This is a genomic window from Mesorhizobium sp. 1B3 (genome assembly GCF_050958605.1).
Classification (GTDB): domain Bacteria; phylum Pseudomonadota; class Alphaproteobacteria; order Rhizobiales; family Rhizobiaceae.
The window spans coordinates 401,549-420,125 of the sequence record NZ_JBJHDO010000005.1; the positions used below are offsets into that span (position 1 = coordinate 401,549).

Here is an 18,577-nt window from a genome sequence, read left to right on the forward strand (position 1 = left end):
ATCCGTCTGCCGCGCGGCATGAAGGGGTCCCCAATACCCTTGCTTCTCAAGCTATGCCGCGCGGCATACTGCGTAGGCACCTCCTGCCAGAAGCGTGCGCTGCGGTAAGAAGGGTTTCGACTGACATGCCACCACGCAAACCCTCGATGAACCACGCCAAGGCCGTTCTGTCATATGAGGTGGTTGCGGCCGTCGAAGGCAAATCCAAACCCTGGAGTGTCGTCCTGCGCACGCCAGATCGAGCGTACGCGCACGCGACGCGCGATCAATTCAGGGAAGCAGGCGTAGCCGTCCGCATAGAGGAGATTCCGGCGATACGTTCCAGTTGACCCACAGGAGCTCCCCCCAAGAGCGTTGCGTTGTTGCCGAGTGGAGCCGCCGCTCCATCTCTGATGCTGAGCCTGGTTCCTTGGCCACCTCGCTTGCTAGGATTTCCATCATGCCACTTCTCCAAAGCTCGGGGGGATACCTTTGCAGCCAAGCCACCATTGTTGCGGTGGGGAACCATCGGAGGCAGGGCGGATGCGCCACCCCTCGCGCCGGGCGTATGCCTTCGCGCGACTATCGCGCCAGCCGATGAAGTGCGAAAGGGCCGGAGTTGCCTCGGTCACCACGCCACTCACGACGACGTAGCCGGTAATGAAACCCAGTCCCTCGATTTGCACGTGCCTCGCTTGCATTAAGATCCATCCCCGTTCGGAGGTCTTGAGCAACGACCCGCAACGGATATTTCCCGCAAGGTGTTACACGGCCGTTACGGACGGTGGTGAGGAGCCTAAGCAAATCGGCAAATGGGAGCGCTCTGCGCCCGCGGGTCAGACGTACGAAAATAACGACCAGACCGGCTGAACTTTGTCCTTTGGGGTGCGTTGTCGCTAACTTGAACCGCCGCGTTGCTCCAATCGGAAACAAGATGAAAATCATCTCCGTCGTGATCCTCTCCACTATCACCATGGTTACAGACGTTGCCTTCGCCTCGCCTTCGATGACCGGGGAGGCGATCGACAGCGCGACGTTCGAGGAATGGCGTAAACGTAGGCAGATTGGATCGGCTGTCCTTGAAATCGATCCCCAGACGGGTGAAGTCGAGGTGTCGGACAATCCGTTGGACGAGAAACCGGGCTCGGCGGAAGACGCACAGGTTCCAGTTCCGGGGCAGCCCGATGTCGTGGTCGAGACACCTCAGGAGTCCACCGATGTGCCGGACGAAGCCCAGGCCCAGATCAAGGCTGACCCGAATGTGCTGGAAGAAGCCGAAAAGAAGGCAGAGCAAGCGCAGGGGGATCCCGATCCCTTCCTGGTTCGTCTTCAGATCCTGCTGGATCGTGCCCACGTTTCTCCGGGCGTGATCGACGGGTTCCTGGGCCAGAATACGCGCAAGGCCATCGCCGCCTATGAAGAGCTGCGAGGCTTGCCGGTTGATGGCGAGCCCGATGCACAGACCTGGGCAACACTGGCCAAGGATGGGGAAAAGCCTACACGGACATATGAAATTGCCGCAGATGACATCAACGGCCGGTATGGCCAGGCAATTCCGGATGCCGAACCTGCCAAAGCGCAAGGGCGCGGCTATCGCGACGCAGTCGAAAAGCTGTCTGAAAAATTTCATATCGATGACGATCTTCTCCGGCGTCTGAACCCAAAGGCAGATTTCACGGCCGCAGGAAGCAAGTTGCTCGTGCCGGCCCTCGGCCCGGAGCCGACGGCGAAAATCGCTCGGATGGAAGTCGACATGTCAGAGGGTGAGCTTCGCGCCTACGACGCCGAGAACAATATCGTCCTTTTCAGTCCGGCTAGCGTTGGCGACACGCGGTTTCCCGGCGCCAGCCTCACGGTCGTGGCAACTTCGCCGACGCCGACCTCTCCCCAGGCGCCAAGCAAGAAGCAGGCGGTCGGCCCGAACGGACCGGATGGTAGCATGTGGATCGAGTTGTCGGATCCAGCCTTCGCTATTCATGGTACGGCCGTTCCGGAAGCGATCGGCAAGAGCCCGGAGCAGGGCGGTGTCGAGTTGACGAACTGGGATGTCAGGACGCTTGCTTCTTCGGCGGAGCCAGGCAAGACCGTTGTGGAATTCCGAGATTAGAGCATTTCGTCGCCGACCGGATTCGGTCGGCGTCGCGGGAATGCGGCAAAAACAAAGACCTAAAGCGTGTCACCCGAATCCGATTGCCAGCGACACGCCTGCTACTGACACTTGAGTACCCTTCCAGGTAAGAACGCCCCTTCCTGTCGAAAGTGGTGGACACCTCGCAATACGCCGAGAGGCCGAAAGGCACGATAGCTCTCGCCTGATCCACAGGTCGAAGGCGAACTGTGGATCAGGCGGTACCACAGGATTTCACCGAGAAACTTGAAAACCTGCTTCGCGGATGATGCGGTCGGATGAGTCCCACAGGCGCGCGCGTACCCTGCGGACCTGGTCCTCGCCATAAAGCAGCTTGCCGTCACGTTTGCGGAATGCGCCGCCCACCAGCACCGTATCCACATTGCCGGCGTGAGCAAATTCGACGACCGAAAAAAGCGGGTTGCGCACCGGGAACAGGTTGAGGTCATTGGCGCGCAGCAGCACGATGTCGGCCTGCTTGCCGGGCGTCAGCGTGCCGATCCGATGGCCCAGGCCGAGCGCTTCGGCGCCGCCGATCGTTGCCCATCTCAGCGCGTCGCGAGCGAAGATCGGCTTGTTCTCGACCGGCCTCTCCGGCTTCACGATATCCTCGCGCACGCGCTCATTGAGGGCATAAGCGAGCGCAAGCTGCATCTCGCGGAACATGTCGCCAGGTATCTTTGGCTCGACGTCGACACCGAGCGAAGGCAGGCCGCCGAAATTCACAACCCGGCTGACCGCCGGTGGACGGCCATAGCCGCGGATTTCGGTCTGCACGGTCGAGGTCACGGTGATTCCCGCCTCGACCAGCAGCTTCAATTCGTCGTCCGGCAGATAGTTGGCGTGCACGATATTGTGGTCGGGACCGAGCAGGCCCTCCTTCGTCAAGATCGTGTAGCCGTCCGGCATCAGTTCCTGATGCTTGCGCATCGTCGCATGGGAGGAGGTACGCAGGCCCAGTTCCCGTGCCAGCGCCAGATTGGCCCTGATGGAAGGCTCTTCAGCCCAGTGCGGCCCCGGGATCGCCAGCGACATGGTGACGAGGCGCTCGTCATTGGAGAGCCGGTTCCGGATCTGCTCGACCCGGTCGCGCGGATGGATTCGCTGCAACTCGGCCTCTGTCGGCTGCTGGTCGGGACGGTAGACGCCGGTGCCGAGGCAGAAGACGGAACGGATGCCCGATTCCTCCAGCGCGTCCACCGAGCGCTCCGCCTGTTCGGTCGAGCGCACGTTGTGGCAATAATCGAGAAGGGTGGTGACGCCGGCATCGAGCCGGCTGAGCGCGCCGGCAAGCGTCGCGATATGGTTGTCGTCCGGCTCGAAATAGGTGCTCATGCCGGCGAAGACGTCGCGCAGGTACTCGCCTTGGCGCCAGTCACAGCCGATCGCCTTGAGACCCGTTTCCCATGTGTGCAGATGCGCGTCGACCATGCCGGGAATGGCGATCATCTCGCGCGCATCGACGATCTCGTCGGCCTCGCCGAGATCGGCGCCGATCGCCAGGATCTTGTCGTCGCCGATCAGAATGTCCTGCGCCGCGACATCGCCGATCGCATTGTCCAGCGAGACGATCCAGCCACACCGAATGAGTGTCTTCTTCATTTTCTTTCCCTCCCCGTCCGTTCAGGCGGCCTTGAGCTTGAAATTGGCTTCGTCCATCGCCCGCAGTGCGGATGCGCGCATCTCGTCCATGCGCCGTGCAAGCAACGCCTCTTCGAAGAGGAGCTTGCCCGCGCGCTTGCGCACCACGCCGTCGATGATGACGGTGTCTACGTTCTTTGCCCCGGCCTGCTCCACGATCGTGTAGATCGGGTCGTGAACGGGAAAGATGTTGAGGTCGCGCGCGCGCAGCATGGTGATGTCGGCTTTCATGCCGGGCGCCAGCGTGCCGACCCTGTTGTCGATGCCCATCGCCTTCGCGTTCCCGATCGTCGCCCATTCGAGCGCCTCGCGCGAGCGCACGGGCATGGTGGAAAGCGATGGCTTGCCCTCGGCCGCGTTGTCCCGGTGGGCCGACCAGCGTGCATGCGAGAGTGCGGCCTGCATCTCGCGGAACATGTCACCGGTGACGATCGGCTCGACGTCGATGCCGATGGAGGGCATCGAGCCCAGCGCGCGCATGCGCATGACGAGCGGGTCGGGCGCGTGGCCATGCAGCTCGACGAGCACGGTGGCCGTGACGGTCGCCCCGCAATCGGCGATCGCCTTCAGCTCTTCGTCATCGATATAGTTGCCGTGGACGATATTGTGGTCGGGTCCAAGAAGTCCTGCCTTGGCGAGCGCGAGATAGCCGCGCGGCGAGATACACTTGTCGTTCGGCTTGGTCGCATGGGAGGTCGAGATCAGCCCGAACTCGCGGGCGAGTTGAACGTCTTTCTCGAACACCTCCTGCGTGCCGTAATGCGGTCCGAGGATCGCCATTGCCAGCGTCACACGCTGTTCGTCGGACGCCATGCGGCCGTTGCGCAGCGCCTCTATGCGGTCGCGCGGATGCGGCACATGGGTGAAGGGAGTCTCGCCGGGAGCGGCAGGCGGCTTGGCGGTTCCGTGCGCGAACACTGCGCGAATGCCGGATTCCTCCAGCCCGTCGATCGCCGCTTCGGCCATCTCAAGCGATTTCAGGTTATGGCAGAAATCGACGACCGTGGTGACGCCGCTGTCGATCTGAGCGAGCGAACCGACCAAATTGCCGAGATAATTGTCGCGCGGACCGTATTTGGTGGCAATGTTGGCATGGATGTTGGCGTGATAGTCCGGCCCCATCCACTCCGAGCCGATGCCACGAAGGCCGCACTGCCACACATGGATGTGGCCATTGATCAGGCCCGGCATGACGATCATTTCCGACGCGTCGATGACCTCGTCATGCGCGGCGTCGAGCGCCTTCCCCGCAGCCAAAACGCGGTCGCCCTGGATGAGCAGCTCGCCGTCGTTGAAATCCCCGACCGCCGGGTCCTGAGTGATCAGCCAGCCACATTTTATAAGCGTCTTCTTCAAGATGTCAGCTCCAACTATTGTCCGCGCCAGCCGATGCCATACGGCGCCAATTACGACAAGGCGGCGAGAACTCGCCGCCCTCCGGTCATTTTTCCGCGCACGAACCCGTCCGCCGGAATGCAGGTCCAGACCGCCAAATCCCAGTAAGGACCGCAATCGATTGCAGCTTAGGTATTGACCTCTGCCGCGTCAATGCCGCCAGAAATGTTGTCGAAATGGACCAGGGTCAACGAGATGCCTGCCAATAATCGAATTTTGCGGTTGACATCGTGCAATCGATTGCTGTTAGCCTGAGCACAGTCAGCGAGGCGGATCGATGCTTATTCAGGATCAGAGCGATGTTACAGAAGCGGTGCTGAAGGCCATCGGCCAAGCGCCCGATGCCCGCCACTCCCAAATCCTGTCGGCGCTGGTGCGGCATCTCCATGCGTTCGTCCGCGAGGTGCGCGTCACGGAGGAAGAGCTCGAATTCGCGTTCGATTTCCTCAACCGGATCGGGCAGGCGAGCAACGACCGCCACAACGAGGCCGCGCTGTTCTCCGACGCGCTCGGCGTCTCGACGCTGGTGTGCCTCATGAACAACGGCGCCGGCGGGGCGACCGAGACCGCGTCGGCCCTGCTCGGGCCGTTCTGGCGGCTCAACGCGCCGGAGCTGGAAAGCGGCGCCAGTCTGCTGCGCTGCCCGACGCCGGGAACGCCCCTGCTGATGCGCGGACTGGTTCGCGACCGCGCGGGCAATCCGATTGCGGGCGCGCGCGTCGATGTCTGGCAGGCTTCGCCGACCGGGCTCTACGAGAACCAGGACCAGCGGCAGGCCGAGATGAACCTGCGGGGGGTCTTCACCGCCGACTCTGACGGCCGCTTCCATTTCACCAGCGTCCGGCCTGCGGGTTACCCGGTGCCGATGGACGGCCCAACCGGAGACATGCTGCGTGCCCAGCGCCGTCAGCCGCTGCGGCCAGCCCATCTGCATTTTCTGGTGTTTCGCGAAGGCTATAAAACGCTCGTCACCCAGGTCTTCCCCGGGGACGATCCTCACCTCGAATACGATCCCGTCTTCGGCGTCACGCCGGCTTTGGTCGGACGCTACGAGATGCAGAACGAGGGCGCAGCCGACGAGTGCTGCGTGCTCGATTACGAATTCGTCATGCAGCCCGGCGAGGCCCGGCTGCCCGTTCCTCCGATAAAGTAGGTTCACCATGCGTAGCGTTGCGGGCAGGATCGTTCTGGTTGTCGGCGGTAATGGAGGCATTGGCGCGGCAACCGCGGCGGCATTTGCGCGGGCCGGCGCGACCGTTGCCGTCACGTTTCGCCGCGGCGAACGCAATGCGGGCGAGATCGCCGCGCTAAAGGCGGAGCTCGAGGGCAGGGGATACGCCGCGTTCGAGGCCGACGTGGCAGACACCGCGTCGCTTAGGACCTTGCGGGGGGAGTTGGAGGCGCGGTTCGACCGCATAGACACCCTGGTGCATGCGTCAGGCTTCACCAAGGCCATCCCCCATGCCGATCTCGATGCGCTGGACGACGACTTCATCGATCGCATGTTCGCCGTCAACTGGCGCGGACAGTTTGCCACGATGCGCGAGTTGATGCCGCTGCTGAAAGACAGTACCGACGCGCTGGCGGTGTTTGTATCGTCTATTGCCGCGAGCAACGGTGCCGGGTCCAACATCGCCTATTGCGCGGCAAAAGCCGGAACCGAGACGCTGGTAAGGTCGCTGGCGCGGGCGCTGGCCCCGTCGATCCGTGTGATGGGTGTCTCGCCCGGCGTGGTCGACACCGGCTTCGTGCCGGGCCGCGACGCGGAGTTCAATCGCAAGATCGGCCAGACGATCCCGCTGAAGCGTGTCGCCGCCGCGGAAGACATTGCTGACGCGATCGTGGCCTGCGCCACGCATCTGCATTACGCCACGGGAACCACGCTGGTGGTGGACGGCGGGAGGCTTTTGTGACGGGCGCCGCAATGAACAAGGGTAAGGTGATCTTCACCTGCGCCATCACCGGCAACCTGACGAAGCCGGACCAGACCCCCTATCTGCCGATCTCGCCCGCGCAGATTATTGATTCCTCGCTGGAGGCGGCGGAAGCGGGCGCGGCTGTGGTGCATATCCATGTGCGTGACCCCGAAACCGGGCGTCCATCGATGGAACTTGACTATTATGCACAGGTCGTCGGCGCATTGCGCAAGGCGCGGCCGGATCTGATCCTGAACCTGACGACCGGGCCCGGCGGACGTTTCGTGCCCTCGGAAGAAGACCCCAAGGTGGCTGGACCTGGCACCACGCTAATGGCGCCGGAGCGGCGCGTCAGCCACATCGCGGCGCTCAAGCCGGAGATCGCCACGCTCGACCTCAACACGATGAATTCCGGCGGAGAGGTCGTCATCAACACGCCGCGTAACGTGCGCCGCATGGCGAAAGTGATCCGGGACGCCGGCGCCTTGCCCGAGATCGAGCTGTTCGACAGCGGCGACATTGCCTTTATGCACGACCTGCTGGCCGACGGCACGCTCGCCGGCCCCGTGCTCTGCTCTTTTGTGCTCGGCGTGAAATACGGCTTCCAGCCCTCGCCGGAGACGGTGCTCTATGCCCGCGATCTGCTGCCGGGCGGCGCGCGCTTTACGGCGATCGGCATCGGTCGCGCCGCTTTTCCCATGGTGGCGCAGTCCTTTCTGGCCGGTGGACACGCGCGCGTTGGCCTCGAAGACGGCGTTTATCTTTCGCGCGGTGAGCTGGCGCGCTCGAACGCGGCGCTGGTCAGAAAGGGCAGGCGCATCATCGAGGATCTGGGCGGCGAGCTCGCGAGCACCGCAGAGGCGCGCGCCATGCTGTCGTTGCCGCCGGCGCCGACGTCTTGACGCACATCATTCTTTCAGTTCATTCGGGAGTCTTGTCTTGAACTTTGCAGCCTCCGCGGGCGTACCCTTCGAAACACCGGCCACGCGCGCGCGCCTCCTCGCGAAGACGGCCGACGTCCATGCCCTTAATCCCGAAATCGAGACCGGCCCGCTCACCCTAAAGGCCGGCGATGAGGCCGTTATCCGGGTTCATGCGGCGGCCGTAAATCCTTCCGACGTAAAGGCGGCGATGGGCCTCATGCCCTATGCCGTGTTTCCGCGCACGCCGGGACGCGACTTCGCGGGAACGGTGGTCGCCGGGCCGTTCGATCTTATCGGCAAAGAGGTTTTCGGCTCATCCGGCGATCTCGGCATCCGCCGCGACGGAAGCCACGGCACGCATGTGATTGTGCCCCGGGAAGGGCTTGTGACCAAGCCGGCAGGCATGGGCTTTGCCGAGGCTGCCGGCATCGGGGTGCCTTTCGTGACCGCCATCGAGGGTTTTCGCCGCGCGGGCCTGCCTGCTGCCGGGGACGTCGTGGTGATCATGGGCGTCAATGGCAAGGTCGGGCAGGCCGCCACGCAGATCGCGACCTGGCGCGGCGGGCGGGTGATCGGCGTGGTCCGCCGGCCGGAAGACTATGCCGGTCACTCCGTGTCTCCCGTCGAAATCGTTGACGCGAGCAGCGAGGACGTGGCCGAACGCGTGATGGCGCTGACCGGCGGACGCGGCGCGTCCATCGTCTTCAATACGGTCGGCGACCCGTATTTCGCCGCCGCCCACAGGAGCCTTGCCAAGCTCGGCCGGCAGATCCTGATCGCCGCGATCAATCCCGTGGTCGACTTCAACATCTTCGAGTTTTATCGTGGACGCCACAGCTATCACGGGATCGACACGCTGGCGCTGTCCTGCGCGGAGACGGGCAACGTCCTGCGGGAACTGCTGCCGGGCTTCGAAAGCGGAGCGCTGAAGCCGTTCGCGGTGACGCCGGGCGCTCAGTTCGCGCTGGACCGGATAGCCGACGCTTACAGGGCCGTCATGTCCTCGAGCCGCGACCGCGTCTTCATCATGCCGGAGACGGCGCAATGAACGTGACCCCGATCGAGGCTGCACCGCAATACCACCCGTCAGGACATTTCGACATGCGTTGCCTGCGCCTTCAGGGCATGGAGGCCGGACCGTCCGAAACTCTTTGGATGGGCATGTCCGAGATCGCGCCGGGCGGCCATACGTCGCTCTCGGCCTCGCCCTATGAGAAGCTCTATCTGGTAGTCGAAGGCGAGGTTGTCGTCAGCACCGAGGATGAGGAAGCCGTGCTTCGCAAGCTCGATAGTTGCCGTATCGCGCCGGGGGAGGCGCGTCTCCTCGAGAACCGCGGCAAGCTTCCGGCGCGGATCGTTCTCTGCATGCCGCTGGCGAAGGAAAAGACGTGATCGGAATGGCTCAAAACGGCGAGCTTGTCCGGACTTCCAGATCGCCCATGTCAGGCTTGCAATCGTTCGCACCTTGACTTACGGATTTCGGAAAACAGCTGCAAATGCCATTGCATCTCGGGAACACAAAATGAGCGAATCCTCAAGTTAACTGAGGAAATTCGCTGCTCTGAAGGGGAAAGTGCCAAATGCTCAGGAAAGCAATCGATTGCGCTAAATATGCCGTTGCTGCAAGCTGCATCGCCATCGCATGCTTCGGCGGTGCCGCCTATGCGGAACCCCACGGGACCTTGCGCTGGGGTATCGGTTTCGAACCCCAAGGCTGGAATCCCCAGCTTCCTCCGAACACCACCTATACGCAGCTCGTTTATGAAGGCCTGATGCGTATAGCGCCCGACGGCGCGACGATCCAGCCGGCGCTCGCCACCGAATGGACCGTGACCTCGACGGATATCACCTTCAAGCTGCGCGAGAACGTGGTCTTCCATGACGGCACGCCCTTTAATGCCGATGCCGTGATCGCCAATATCGAGAACGTGAAGAAGGCGTCCAACCGCTGGCGCGAAGCTATCGGCGGCATCGACAAGGTGGTCAAGGTCGACGACTACACCGTTCGCTTCGACCTGCTGCGCCCGAGCCCGTCGCTTCCCTATATCTTGACGCAGCGCGGTCTGAACATGATCAGCCCGAAGGCGCTGGCTGACGGCATCTGGGAGCGCGAACCTGTTGGCACCGGCCCCTACGTCTTCAACCAGTCCGAGACCGTCTCCGGCTCGACTTATGTCTTCGACTATTTCGAGGATTATTACGATCCGGAATCAGTTGGTCCGAAGCGCGTCGAGCTCTCCTACCTGCCTGATGCAGCCTCGCGCTACAACGCGCTGCTGGCCGGCCAGGTAGATGCGGTCGACGGGGACCCGACGCAGATGCCGACCGCCGAGGCGCAGGGCTTCTCCAACCATGTCTGGAGCACGCTGCGCTATCACCTGCTTATGTTCGACCGCAGCGGCAAGCTCGGCGACGTGCGCGTGCGCAAGGCGCTGTGCATGGCGATGCCGCTGGAACACATCAATGCCGCGCGCTACGACGGCCTGCTCAAATTTCCGAGCCAGCGTTTCGACGAGGGCGATCCCGCGCACGTGCCCGGCCTGAAAGCCTATGAATACGACATCGAAGGCGCCAAGGCGCTGCTCGCGGAAGCCGGCGTCTCGGAGCTGTCGATGCAGTTCCCCAGCCCCGACTTCATGCGCATCATCTCTGAATTGACCAAAGAGAGCTTCGGCATGATCGGGGTCGACGCGGAGATCGTCATGATGCCGACGCCGGAATATTTCCAGAGCTTCTACTCAGGCCGCTACCCCTTCATCGTCAACACGATGACGCCCGAGAACGGTGGCATGTTCAACTACTACCCGTTCCGCTTCGCCAAGGACGGCCCGGCGAACACGTTCAAAGTCGAGCCCCCGGCGCGGCTGGAGGAGCTCTATCAACTTGCCCTGAAGGCGCCGGCCGAAGAGCAGCCTGCGCTGCTTCAGGAAATGACGCAGATCATCCATGACGAGGCGCTCGATTGCGGCTATTTTGATACTGCGGGTGTGGTCCACTACAACGGCGAGACCATTGCCGAAATCGCCACGACCACCTGGGAGCCTTCGGCCCTGCGCTACAAGGACGTGAAGATGGCCAGGTGACGATGGCCAGGTGACGATACGGGTGTAGCGGCTCTGCCGCTCGCCTGTCCGTCAGCAAGAGGACAGGCGATTTCTTCCATGATCATCGAGCGAGGCTGGGATGTGGAAACTGACATTCGCTAGAACCGTCGCCGCGGTTCCGGTCGTCGTCCTTGTGGCGCTGGTCGCATTCATCCTCTTCCGCTTCGTTCCGGTGCAGGCGCCGGCCGCAATCCTCGGCGACGGCGCCACACCGGAAGCCGTAGCCCGCCTGACCGCGGAGATGGGGCTCGACCGGCCGGCGCCGGTCCTGTTCTTCGAGTGGCTCGGCAATGCCCTGCGCGGCGATCTCGGCCGCTCCTACGTCACCGGGCTGGATGTGTCCGCGGAGATTGCGCACCGCCTGCCGATAACGCTGACGCTGGCTCTCGGCGGCATTTTCATCGCGGTGCTGCTCGGCGTGCCGACCGGCGTGATCGCGGCTCTCAACCGCAACTCGTTGATTGATCGCGCGCTCACCGGCATGGTCTCGGTGCTGCTCGCCATGCCCGGCTTCTGGCTCGCGCTGCTCCTGGTGCTGTTCTTCGCCGTACAGATGCGGCTGTTGCCGGCCGCCGGCTACAGGCCGCCCTCCGCCGGCATCTGGCCCTGGATCAGAGGTTTCATCCTGCCGTGTCTGGCGCTCGGTCTCGGGGCGACGGCCAACATCGCCCGGCATACCCGATCGTCGATGCTCGCACAGCTCGACTCGCAATATGCGCGCGCATTGACGGCGCGCGGCTGCCCGCGCGGACGGCTGGTGATGCGCTACTGCCTCAAGAACGCGATGATGCCTGTGCTCGCAATCATCGGCATGCTCACGGCCCTGATGCTGAGCGGCTCCTTCGTGATTGAGAAGGTATTCTCGGTGCCTGGCCTCGGTTCGCTGATCCTCGACTCGATCAACCGCGGTGACACGCCTGTTCTCCAAGCCGTGGTGGTCGTGGTCGCCGTCTTCATCATCTCGGTTAACCTGATCGTCGACATCGGCTACGGGCTTATCGATCCAAAGGTGAGGCCGGAATGATCGCGGCCACGGCATCCATGATGGAGGCATCCTGAGATGAGCGACCTAGCAGCCAACTCGCTGGAGGCGCCGCTCGAGGCGGCGCTTGCAGAGACAAGCGACCGGCGACCGGGCTTCTTCGCGCGGCTGCTTGCCCAGCCTGCTACGGTGTTCGCGTTGTGCTGGGTCATCCTGCTGGTGATCGTCGCGATCTTCGCCACCTATCTGGCCCCGCACGATCCGAATGCGTCGAGCGTGATGCGCCGCCTGCAGGGCTTCTCGGCCCAGAACTGGCTGGGAACGGACGATCTCGGTCGCGATCTCCTGTCGCGGGCAATGTGGGGCGGACGCGTGGCGCTGCATGCCGTGGCCATGGCGGTCGGGCCGGCTTTGCTGGTCGGCGTGCCGATCGGCCTTTTCGTTGCCTATCGCGGCGGATGGTGGGATCGCGTCGTCATGCGCCTCGTCGAGGTCGAGCAGGCGATCCCGATGCTGCTCTTCGCCTTTACCTTCATTGCCATCTTCGGACGCGGCCTGACCATCGCGATGCTCGCGGTCAGCCTCGGCTTCGCGATGTCGTATCTGCGCCTGACCCGCGCCGTGGTCCTTGCCGAGCGCCCGAAGCCCTATGTGCAGGCGGCCGAGATCCAGGGCTACTCGGTGCCGCGTATCCTGTTCCGTCATATCCTGCCCAATGCCATCGGCCCCATCGCGGTTCAGACGTCGATCCTCGCCGGCGTGGCGATCCTGCTGGAAGCGATGCTGAGCTTCCTTGGGCTGGGCGTTGCCACGGGCAGCCCGAGCTGGGGGGCGATGCTGGACGATGCGCGCCGTTTCCAGATCCAGCAGCCGCTTCTGTCTCTCGTGCCGGGTGCGGCGATCACTATCACCGTGCTCGCCTTCAATCTGCTCGGCGACGGGTTCCGCGACGCGTTCAACAGCGATCTCGTCATCAGCAGGCGTAACAAGCCCGCGCCTGCGGCCGCGCCAGTCGTGAACGCCCCCCAGGACTCGGCCGATACGGAGGTACGCAAGCCCGAAAGCGTGCTTCGTCTGTCGCATGTCAACGTCGAATTCCCCGGCCATATGGGCGCGTTCCAGAAGGTGGTCAACGACGTTTCCTTCTCGATCGCGCCGGGCGAGATCTACGGCCTGGTCGGCGAATCCGGTTCGGGCAAGTCGATGACCACAGCCGCGATCCTGGGCCAAGTGCCGCGACCGGGCCGCGTGGCCGACGGCTCCATCCTTCTCGGCGGGCGGGAACTGATCGGTCTGCCGGAACCTCAGATGCGGGCGATCCGGGGCCGCGACATCGGCGCGGTGTTCCAGGACCCGATGATGGCGCTGTCGCCCGTCCACAAGGTCGGTGACCAGATGATCGAGGGACTCGTCCGCCACGAAGGCATCTCGCGCAAGCAGGCGCTCGAGAGGGCGGCCGAGCTGCTCGATCTCGTCGGGGTCGTCGATGCCCGCAACCGTCTCAATGACTATCCACACCAGTTCTCCGGCGGCATGGCGCAGCGCGCGATGATCGCCGCGGCACTGATCTGCAAGCCCAGACTGCTGATCGCCGACGAGCCGACGACCGCACTCGACGCCACCGTGCAGAAACAGGTGCTCGACCTGTTGCTACGGCTGCGCGAGACGATGGGCATGTCGGTTCTTTTCATCACGCACGATCTCGCTGTCGTCGCCCAGCTCTGCGACCGAGTCGGCGTCATGAAGCTCGGCGAACTCGTCGAGGAGGGAACCACCGCGGATATTTTTGCCGATCCGCAGCACGCCTATACCCGCCAGTTGCTGCGCGCGAGAGAGATGCTGGACGGCCCCATGGTGACGATGCGATGAGCGCTTTGGTCGACGACGTCATTCTGCAGGTAGAGGACCTCACCATCCGCTACGAGAAGGGGCGCTCCATCTGGGGCACGCCGCGCTACGGCCAGGTCGTCCATGGCGTCTCCTTCTCCGTCAGGCGGGGTGAGACCTTCGGGCTGGTCGGGGAATCCGGCTCCGGCAAGAGCACCATTGGCAAGGCGGTGCTACGACAGATTCCGGTGCTCTCGGGCAGCATCACCTTCGAGGGGCAGAAGATCACAGACTGGCCGCAAGGCAAGACGCCGCTCTCCTATCGGCGCGCCGTGCAGGTGGTGTTCCAGAGCCCGCGCCTGTCGCTCAATGCCCGCATGTTGGCGCGCGACACGGTGGGAGAAGCCGTCGGGTTCCATCTGGGACTGCAGGGCCGCGAACTGGACGACCGCGTCGCCCGGCTGTTCGACGATGTCGGATTGCCCCGCCATCTCGGCGATCGTTATCCCGACGAGCTCTCCGGCGGCCAGCAGCAGCGCGTGGCGATCGCCCGCGCTTTGGCGTGCGATCCACGCCTGGTCATCTGCGACGAGGCCGTCAGTGCGCTGGACGTCTCTACCCAGGCGCAGGTCATCGGGCTGCTGCGTCGCCTGCAGGAGGAGCGCGGCTTGAGCTACGTGTTCATTTCACACGACCTGGGAGTGGTGCGGAATCTGTGCCATCACGTCGGCGTGCTCCAGCATGGCCGGTTCACCGATCTCGGCAGCGTGGAAGACGTCTTCGAACGGCCGCGCAACGACTACACCCGCGCCCTGCTAGACGCCATCCCGCGGTTTCCGGGCAAGACCGCGGCCTGAAGCACCGTAGAGACCGCCACCCCGCTTGACTACGCCTTGCGCGTCGAGCCGCGCACCACCAGTTCGGGCGCCAGCACGATGCTTCGCCTTGCGCCACCGTCATGATTGATCTCGCTCATCAGCAATCGCGCCGCCTCGCGACCGAGTTCGCGATGGCTGATGCGGATCGTGGTGAGCGGTGGATGCACCATGTCGACCAGCGGCATGTCGTTGTGCCCCACGACAGATATGTCGTCCGGGACGCTCAGGCCCGCGGCATGGAGCGCGTCGTACGCGCCGAGCGCAACGAGGTCGTTGGAAGCGACCACCGCGGTCAGGTGCGGCTTCAGCTCGCGCAAGGCGCGCATTGCCGCCGCGCCAGCCGGACGAGTATAGGCCTCGCTTTCGACGATCGGCGCATCGATCGGGTCGATCCCAAGTGTTGCCACGGCTTCCTTGAAGCCGTTGCTGCGCAGGAAGCCCGTAGACAGGTGCTGCGGACCCGCGAGATGGCCGATCTTGCGATGACCGAGGGAATGGAGATGCTCGATCGCCAGCCGCATTCCGTGAGCGTCATCCGAAGTCACTGAAGACACCCGCATCAGGCTCTCGGCACGGTTCACCAGAACGACGGGAAGTCCTTCGTTAATACACTGTTGCACCAGATTGTCGTTACGGCTCACCGTCGCGAGCACCAATCCCTCCACGCGTCGTGCGACGAGTTCGAACATCATCTCCGTCTGCCTGCGCGACTCAGCGCTGACATCGGCGACGATCGTCGCGAAGCCGGCATCGGATGTCACTTCCGCGATCCCGCTGAGGATTGGAGAAAAAACCGGGTTGCTGATGTCGGGCAAAAACACGCCAATCAACTTGGAGCGTCCCGTACGCAGACTGGCCGCAGCAGCGTTGGGATAATAACCAAGCTTCTTGGCGGCCCGCGTTATCCGCTCACTGGTTTCCTTGCCGATCAAGGCACGTGTCGAAGGATTCAATGCGCGAGATACGGTTGACGGATGAACGCCGAGTTCCTCCGCAATCTTCTTTATTGTCGTTCCGGCTGCCCGCTGCATGCGCATTCCTTCATAGCGAAAAACGCTCATAACTTGTCTGGCATTTTTAAGCACAAGTAGCGTGAAGCCGGAACCGGGAAGTGCGTGCAGACCGTGCGTTAACAGGGATTAGCATGAATGCTCCTTCGTTACGGGGAGCTTGTCGATGTTCACAGGCGTCATACATCGATCATCCGGGAGCCAGCAATCACATCCGAAGACGCGATGCCTTCCAGGACCGCCGCCGGAACAATGCAATGCCGACCCCGTTTACCACGACAGTCCAAGGAGGTTGCACATAATGGCAAAAGAGGCTCGACACTCTGATCGCAAGGAAGGTGAGCGGCGGGACAGCACCAAGCCCGGCACCATCGTGGCCGGTCCAGACGCTCATGCACGGGAACGCAGCGGGACAGCACCTTCAGAGCGCCACGACAAGCAGAAGGGCAACCCGGCGAACGATCCGGCCAACGATTAGAAACAGGCCGTTGGCAAAAAACAAGCACCCCCTTCCTCGGTTGAAACCGAGGAAGGGGGTCATGAGGTTGGTAAGCTGGTTTATGAAAGCAGATCGAAACGGTCGGCGTTCATAACCTTTGTCCACGCGGCGACGAAATCCTCGACGAACTTTTTCTTGTTGTCGTCCTGGGCATAGACTTCGGCATAGGCCCGCAGGATGGAGTTGGAGCCGAAGACGAGATCTACGCGCGTAGCCGTAAACTTCGGCGTTCCTGTCTTACGATCCCGGATCTCGTAGAGATTGTTGCCTGTCGGCACCCAGGAATAACCCATGTCTGTCAGCGTGACGAAGAAGTCCGCCGTCAGCGCACCCACGTGGTCGGTGAAGACGCCGTGGGATGTTCCGCCATGGTTGGTGCCGATCACCCGCATGCCGCCGATCAGCGCGGTCATCTCGGGCGCGGTCAGGCCCATGAGCTGGGCGCGGTCCAGCAGCAGCTCTTCCGGACTGACCAGATAATCCTGCTTCTGCCAGTTGCGGAAGCCGTCAGCGAGCGGCTCCAGCGGCGCAAAGCTTTCCGCCTCGGTCTGCTCCTGGCTCGCATCACCACGGCCGGGGGAAAAGGGCACTTCAACGTCGAAGCCCGCAGCCTTGGCCGCCTGCTCTACGCCGTAGTTGCCCGCCAGCACGATCACGTCCGCGAGGCTTGCGCCGGATTGGGCCGCGATGGGCTCGAGCACCGACAGAACGCGGGCCAGGCGCGCCGGCTCATTGCCTTCCCAGTCTTTTTGCGGGGCAAGGCGGATGCGGGCGCCGTTCGCGCCGCCGCGGAAATCCGAACCGCGGAAGGTGCGCGCGCTGTCCCAGGCGGTGGTGACCAGATCGGACACTGAAAGGCCCGAAGTAGCGATCTTGGCCTTGACGGCGTTGACGTCGTAGTCCCTGGGGCCAGCGGGTACCGGATCCTGCCAGACAAGGTCTTCGGTGGGCGCGTCGGGACCAAGATAGCGGGTCTTTGGTCCCATGTCGCGGTGCGTCAGCTTGAACCAGGCGCGGGCAAAGACGTCCGAGAACGCTTCAAAGTCGTTCATGAAGCGCAGGGAGATCTCGCGGTAGATCGGGTCCACCTTCAGCGCCATGTCCGCATCGGTCATCATGGGGTTATGGCGGATCGAAGGATCTTCCACGTCGACCGGCTTATCCTCTTCGGCAATAGATACCGGCTCCCACTGGGTCGCACCAGCCGGGCTCTTCACCAGATGCCAGTCGTGTTCGAACAGCATCTTGAAGAAACCATTGTCCCATTTGGTCGGCTCGCTGGTCCAGGCGCCTTCAAGGCCCGAAACCACCGTGTTGCGGCCGATGCCCCGGCCCTTGGTGTTCATCCAGCCAAGGCCCTGATATTCGGGCCCGGCAGCCTCGGGGTCGGGGCTGAGATCGGACGGATTGCCGTTGCCGTGGGTCTTGCCGATGGTGTGGCCCCCGGCGGTCAGCGCCACTGTTTCTTCATCGTTCATCCCCATGCGGGCGAAAGTCTCGCGCATTTGTGCGGCGGTCGCCAGCGGATCGGACTTCCCGTTCACACCCTCGGGGTTCACGTAGATCAGGCCCATCTGCACGGCGGCAAGCGGGTTATCCAGCGTGTCGGGCCTGGTGACGTCGCCATAGCGGGTGTCGCTCGGGGCCAGCCACTCCTTCTCGTCACCCCAATAGGTGTCTTTTTCCGGATGCCAGATATCCTCGCGGCCGAACGCGAAACCGAAGGTTTTCAGGCCCGCAACCTCATAGGCGATCGTTCCAGCCAGCGCGATCAGGTCGGCCCAGGAGATATTGTTGCCGTATTTCTTCTTGATCGGCCACAGCAGGCGGCGGCCCTTGTCGGTATTGACGTTGTCGGGCCAGGAATTGAGCGGAGCGAAACGCTGGTTGCCGGTATTGGCGCCGCCGCGGCCGTCTGAGGTGCGGTAGGACCCTGCAGCGTGCCAGGTGACGCGGGCCATCATGCCCACATAGCTGCCCCAATCCGCAGGCCACCAGTCCTGGCTGTCGGTCATCAGCGCGCGAAGGTCTGCTTTGAGAGCTTCGACGTCGAGCTTTTTCAGTTGCTCGCGATAGTTGAAGTCCTTGCCCAGCGGATTGGTCTTGGTGTCGTGCTGGTGCAGGATGTCCAGGTTCAGCGCGTTGGGCCACCATTCCATGACAGATTGGCCAAAGGCGGTGTTGCCGCCATGCATGACCGGACACTTGCCGGCCGATTCCAATTTTGCGTCCATGTTGCTCTCCAGATGGATCCCCAAGATAGAAAGGCGCAACTGAAAGTGGCCATAGCAAGGA

At 63.1% G+C, this 18,577-nt stretch carries 15 protein-coding genes; 11 read left to right on the forward strand and 4 right to left on the reverse strand.

Features of this window, described 5'->3' with window-relative positions:
- The first annotated feature begins 913 nt into the window (after positions 1–913).
- The gene (locus ACCO56_RS16575) at positions 914–2,086 is read left to right on the forward strand and encodes a peptidoglycan-binding protein (protein WP_433641887.1); all 1,173 of its coding nucleotides are present in this window, start codon (positions 914–916) and stop codon (positions 2,084–2,086) included.
- A gap of 255 nt (positions 2,087–2,341) precedes the next feature.
- On the opposite strand, the gene ACCO56_RS16580 is transcribed toward ACCO56_RS16575, so the two are convergent.
- Positions 2,342–3,709, reverse strand: coding sequence for an amidohydrolase family protein (locus tag ACCO56_RS16580; protein ID WP_433641889.1), 1,368 nt, complete (start codon positions 3,707–3,709; stop codon positions 2,342–2,344).
- A 21-nt stretch (positions 3,710–3,730) separates the two neighbouring features.
- On the reverse strand, positions 3,731–5,104 hold the full coding sequence (locus ACCO56_RS16585; RefSeq protein WP_433641890.1) for an amidohydrolase family protein: 1,374 nt from the start codon (positions 5,102–5,104) through the stop codon (positions 3,731–3,733).
- Positions 5,105–5,420: 316 nt separating this feature from the next.
- Between ACCO56_RS16585 and ACCO56_RS16590 the strand changes: the two genes are divergently transcribed.
- The 9 genes from ACCO56_RS16590 (at position 5,421) to ACCO56_RS16630 (ending at position 14,752) form a co-directional block, all read left to right on the forward strand.
- Complete coding sequence (locus ACCO56_RS16590) at positions 5,421–6,296, forward strand: dioxygenase (RefSeq protein ID WP_433641891.1); 876 nt, start codon at positions 5,421–5,423, stop codon at positions 6,294–6,296.
- A 7-nt stretch (positions 6,297–6,303) separates the two neighbouring features.
- Positions 6,304–7,056, forward strand: a complete 753-nt coding sequence (locus ACCO56_RS16595; protein ID WP_433641892.1) for an SDR family NAD(P)-dependent oxidoreductase — start codon at positions 6,304–6,306, stop codon at positions 7,054–7,056.
- Positions 7,057–7,067: 11 nt separating this feature from the next.
- The gene (locus tag ACCO56_RS16600; protein WP_433642023.1) at positions 7,068–7,961 is read left to right on the forward strand and encodes a 3-keto-5-aminohexanoate cleavage protein; all 894 of its coding nucleotides are present in this window, start codon (positions 7,068–7,070) and stop codon (positions 7,959–7,961) included.
- Between the two features lie 37 nt (positions 7,962–7,998).
- On the forward strand, positions 7,999–9,030 hold the full coding sequence (locus ACCO56_RS16605) for a quinone oxidoreductase family protein (RefSeq protein WP_433641893.1): 1,032 nt from the start codon (positions 7,999–8,001) through the stop codon (positions 9,028–9,030).
- A complete protein-coding gene (locus ACCO56_RS16610; protein WP_433641894.1) occupies positions 9,027–9,374 on the forward strand; it encodes a cupin domain-containing protein in 348 nt (115 codons plus the stop codon). Before ACCO56_RS16605 ends, ACCO56_RS16610 begins: the two co-directional genes overlap by 4 nt.
- Before the next feature lie 188 nt (positions 9,375–9,562).
- A complete protein-coding gene (locus tag ACCO56_RS16615) occupies positions 9,563–11,065 on the forward strand; it encodes an ABC transporter substrate-binding protein (RefSeq protein WP_433641895.1) in 1,503 nt (500 codons plus the stop codon).
- Between the two features lie 100 nt (positions 11,066–11,165).
- On the forward strand, positions 11,166–12,110 hold the full coding sequence (locus tag ACCO56_RS16620) for an ABC transporter permease (RefSeq protein ID WP_433641896.1): 945 nt from the start codon (positions 11,166–11,168) through the stop codon (positions 12,108–12,110).
- 36 nt (positions 12,111–12,146) lie between these two features.
- Positions 12,147–13,937 carry a dipeptide/oligopeptide/nickel ABC transporter permease/ATP-binding protein gene (locus ACCO56_RS16625; RefSeq protein WP_433641897.1) on the forward strand — a complete coding sequence of 597 codons (1,791 nt, stop codon included), beginning with the start codon at positions 12,147–12,149 and terminating at the stop codon, positions 13,935–13,937.
- Positions 13,934–14,752 (forward strand): ABC transporter ATP-binding protein, encoded by an 819-nt coding sequence (locus ACCO56_RS16630; RefSeq protein ID WP_433641898.1) that lies wholly within the window; start codon positions 13,934–13,936, stop codon positions 14,750–14,752. Before ACCO56_RS16625 ends, ACCO56_RS16630 begins: the two co-directional genes overlap by 4 nt.
- Positions 14,753–14,781: 29 nt before the next feature.
- Here the strand turns inward: ACCO56_RS16630 and ACCO56_RS16635 are convergent, their stop codons facing one another.
- Entirely contained in the window at positions 14,782–15,804 is a 1,023-nt protein-coding gene (locus ACCO56_RS16635) for a LacI family DNA-binding transcriptional regulator (RefSeq protein WP_433641899.1), read from the reverse strand.
- A 280-nt stretch (positions 15,805–16,084) separates the two neighbouring features.
- On the opposite strand from ACCO56_RS16635, the gene ACCO56_RS16640 reads away from it, so the two are divergent.
- Positions 16,085–16,261 (forward strand): hypothetical protein, encoded by a 177-nt coding sequence (locus ACCO56_RS16640; RefSeq protein WP_433641900.1) that lies wholly within the window; start codon positions 16,085–16,087, stop codon positions 16,259–16,261.
- 80 nt (positions 16,262–16,341) lie between these two features.
- On the opposite strand, the gene katG is transcribed toward ACCO56_RS16640, so the two are convergent.
- On the reverse strand, positions 16,342–18,516 hold the full coding sequence (gene katG, locus ACCO56_RS16645; protein WP_433641901.1) for a catalase/peroxidase HPI: 2,175 nt from the start codon (positions 18,514–18,516) through the stop codon (positions 16,342–16,344).
- Positions 18,517–18,577: the final 61 nt, after the last annotated feature.

What these genes read in the sequence shown, in the direction of transcription:
- ACCO56_RS16575 (WP_433641887.1), top strand. Translation starts at nt 914, where the DNA reads ATGAAAATCATCTCCGTCGTGATCCTCTCCACTATCACCATGGTTACA.
- ACCO56_RS16580 (WP_433641889.1), bottom strand. Translation starts at nt 3,709, where the DNA reads ATGAAGAAGACACTCATTCGGTGTGGCTGGATCGTCTCGCTGGACAAT.
- ACCO56_RS16590 (WP_433641891.1), top strand. Translation starts at nt 5,421, where the DNA reads ATGCTTATTCAGGATCAGAGCGATGTTACAGAAGCGGTGCTGAAGGCC.
- ACCO56_RS16595 (WP_433641892.1), top strand. Translation starts at nt 6,304, where the DNA reads ATGCGTAGCGTTGCGGGCAGGATCGTTCTGGTTGTCGGCGGTAATGGA.
- ACCO56_RS16600 (WP_433642023.1), top strand. Translation starts at nt 7,068, where the DNA reads ATGAACAAGGGTAAGGTGATCTTCACCTGCGCCATCACCGGCAACCTG.
- ACCO56_RS16610 (WP_433641894.1), top strand. Translation starts at nt 9,027, where the DNA reads ATGAACGTGACCCCGATCGAGGCTGCACCGCAATACCACCCGTCAGGA.
- ACCO56_RS16615 (WP_433641895.1), top strand. Translation starts at nt 9,563, where the DNA reads ATGCTCAGGAAAGCAATCGATTGCGCTAAATATGCCGTTGCTGCAAGC.
- ACCO56_RS16620 (WP_433641896.1), top strand. Translation starts at nt 11,166, where the DNA reads ATGTGGAAACTGACATTCGCTAGAACCGTCGCCGCGGTTCCGGTCGTC.
- ACCO56_RS16625 (WP_433641897.1), top strand. Translation starts at nt 12,147, where the DNA reads ATGAGCGACCTAGCAGCCAACTCGCTGGAGGCGCCGCTCGAGGCGGCG.
- ACCO56_RS16630 (WP_433641898.1), top strand. Translation starts at nt 13,934, where the DNA reads ATGAGCGCTTTGGTCGACGACGTCATTCTGCAGGTAGAGGACCTCACC.
- ACCO56_RS16635 (WP_433641899.1), bottom strand. Translation starts at nt 15,804, where the DNA reads ATGCAGCGGGCAGCCGGAACGACAATAAAGAAGATTGCGGAGGAACTC.
- ACCO56_RS16640 (WP_433641900.1), top strand. Translation starts at nt 16,085, where the DNA reads ATGGCAAAAGAGGCTCGACACTCTGATCGCAAGGAAGGTGAGCGGCGG.
- katG (WP_433641901.1), bottom strand. Translation starts at nt 18,516, where the DNA reads ATGGACGCAAAATTGGAATCGGCCGGCAAGTGTCCGGTCATGCATGGC.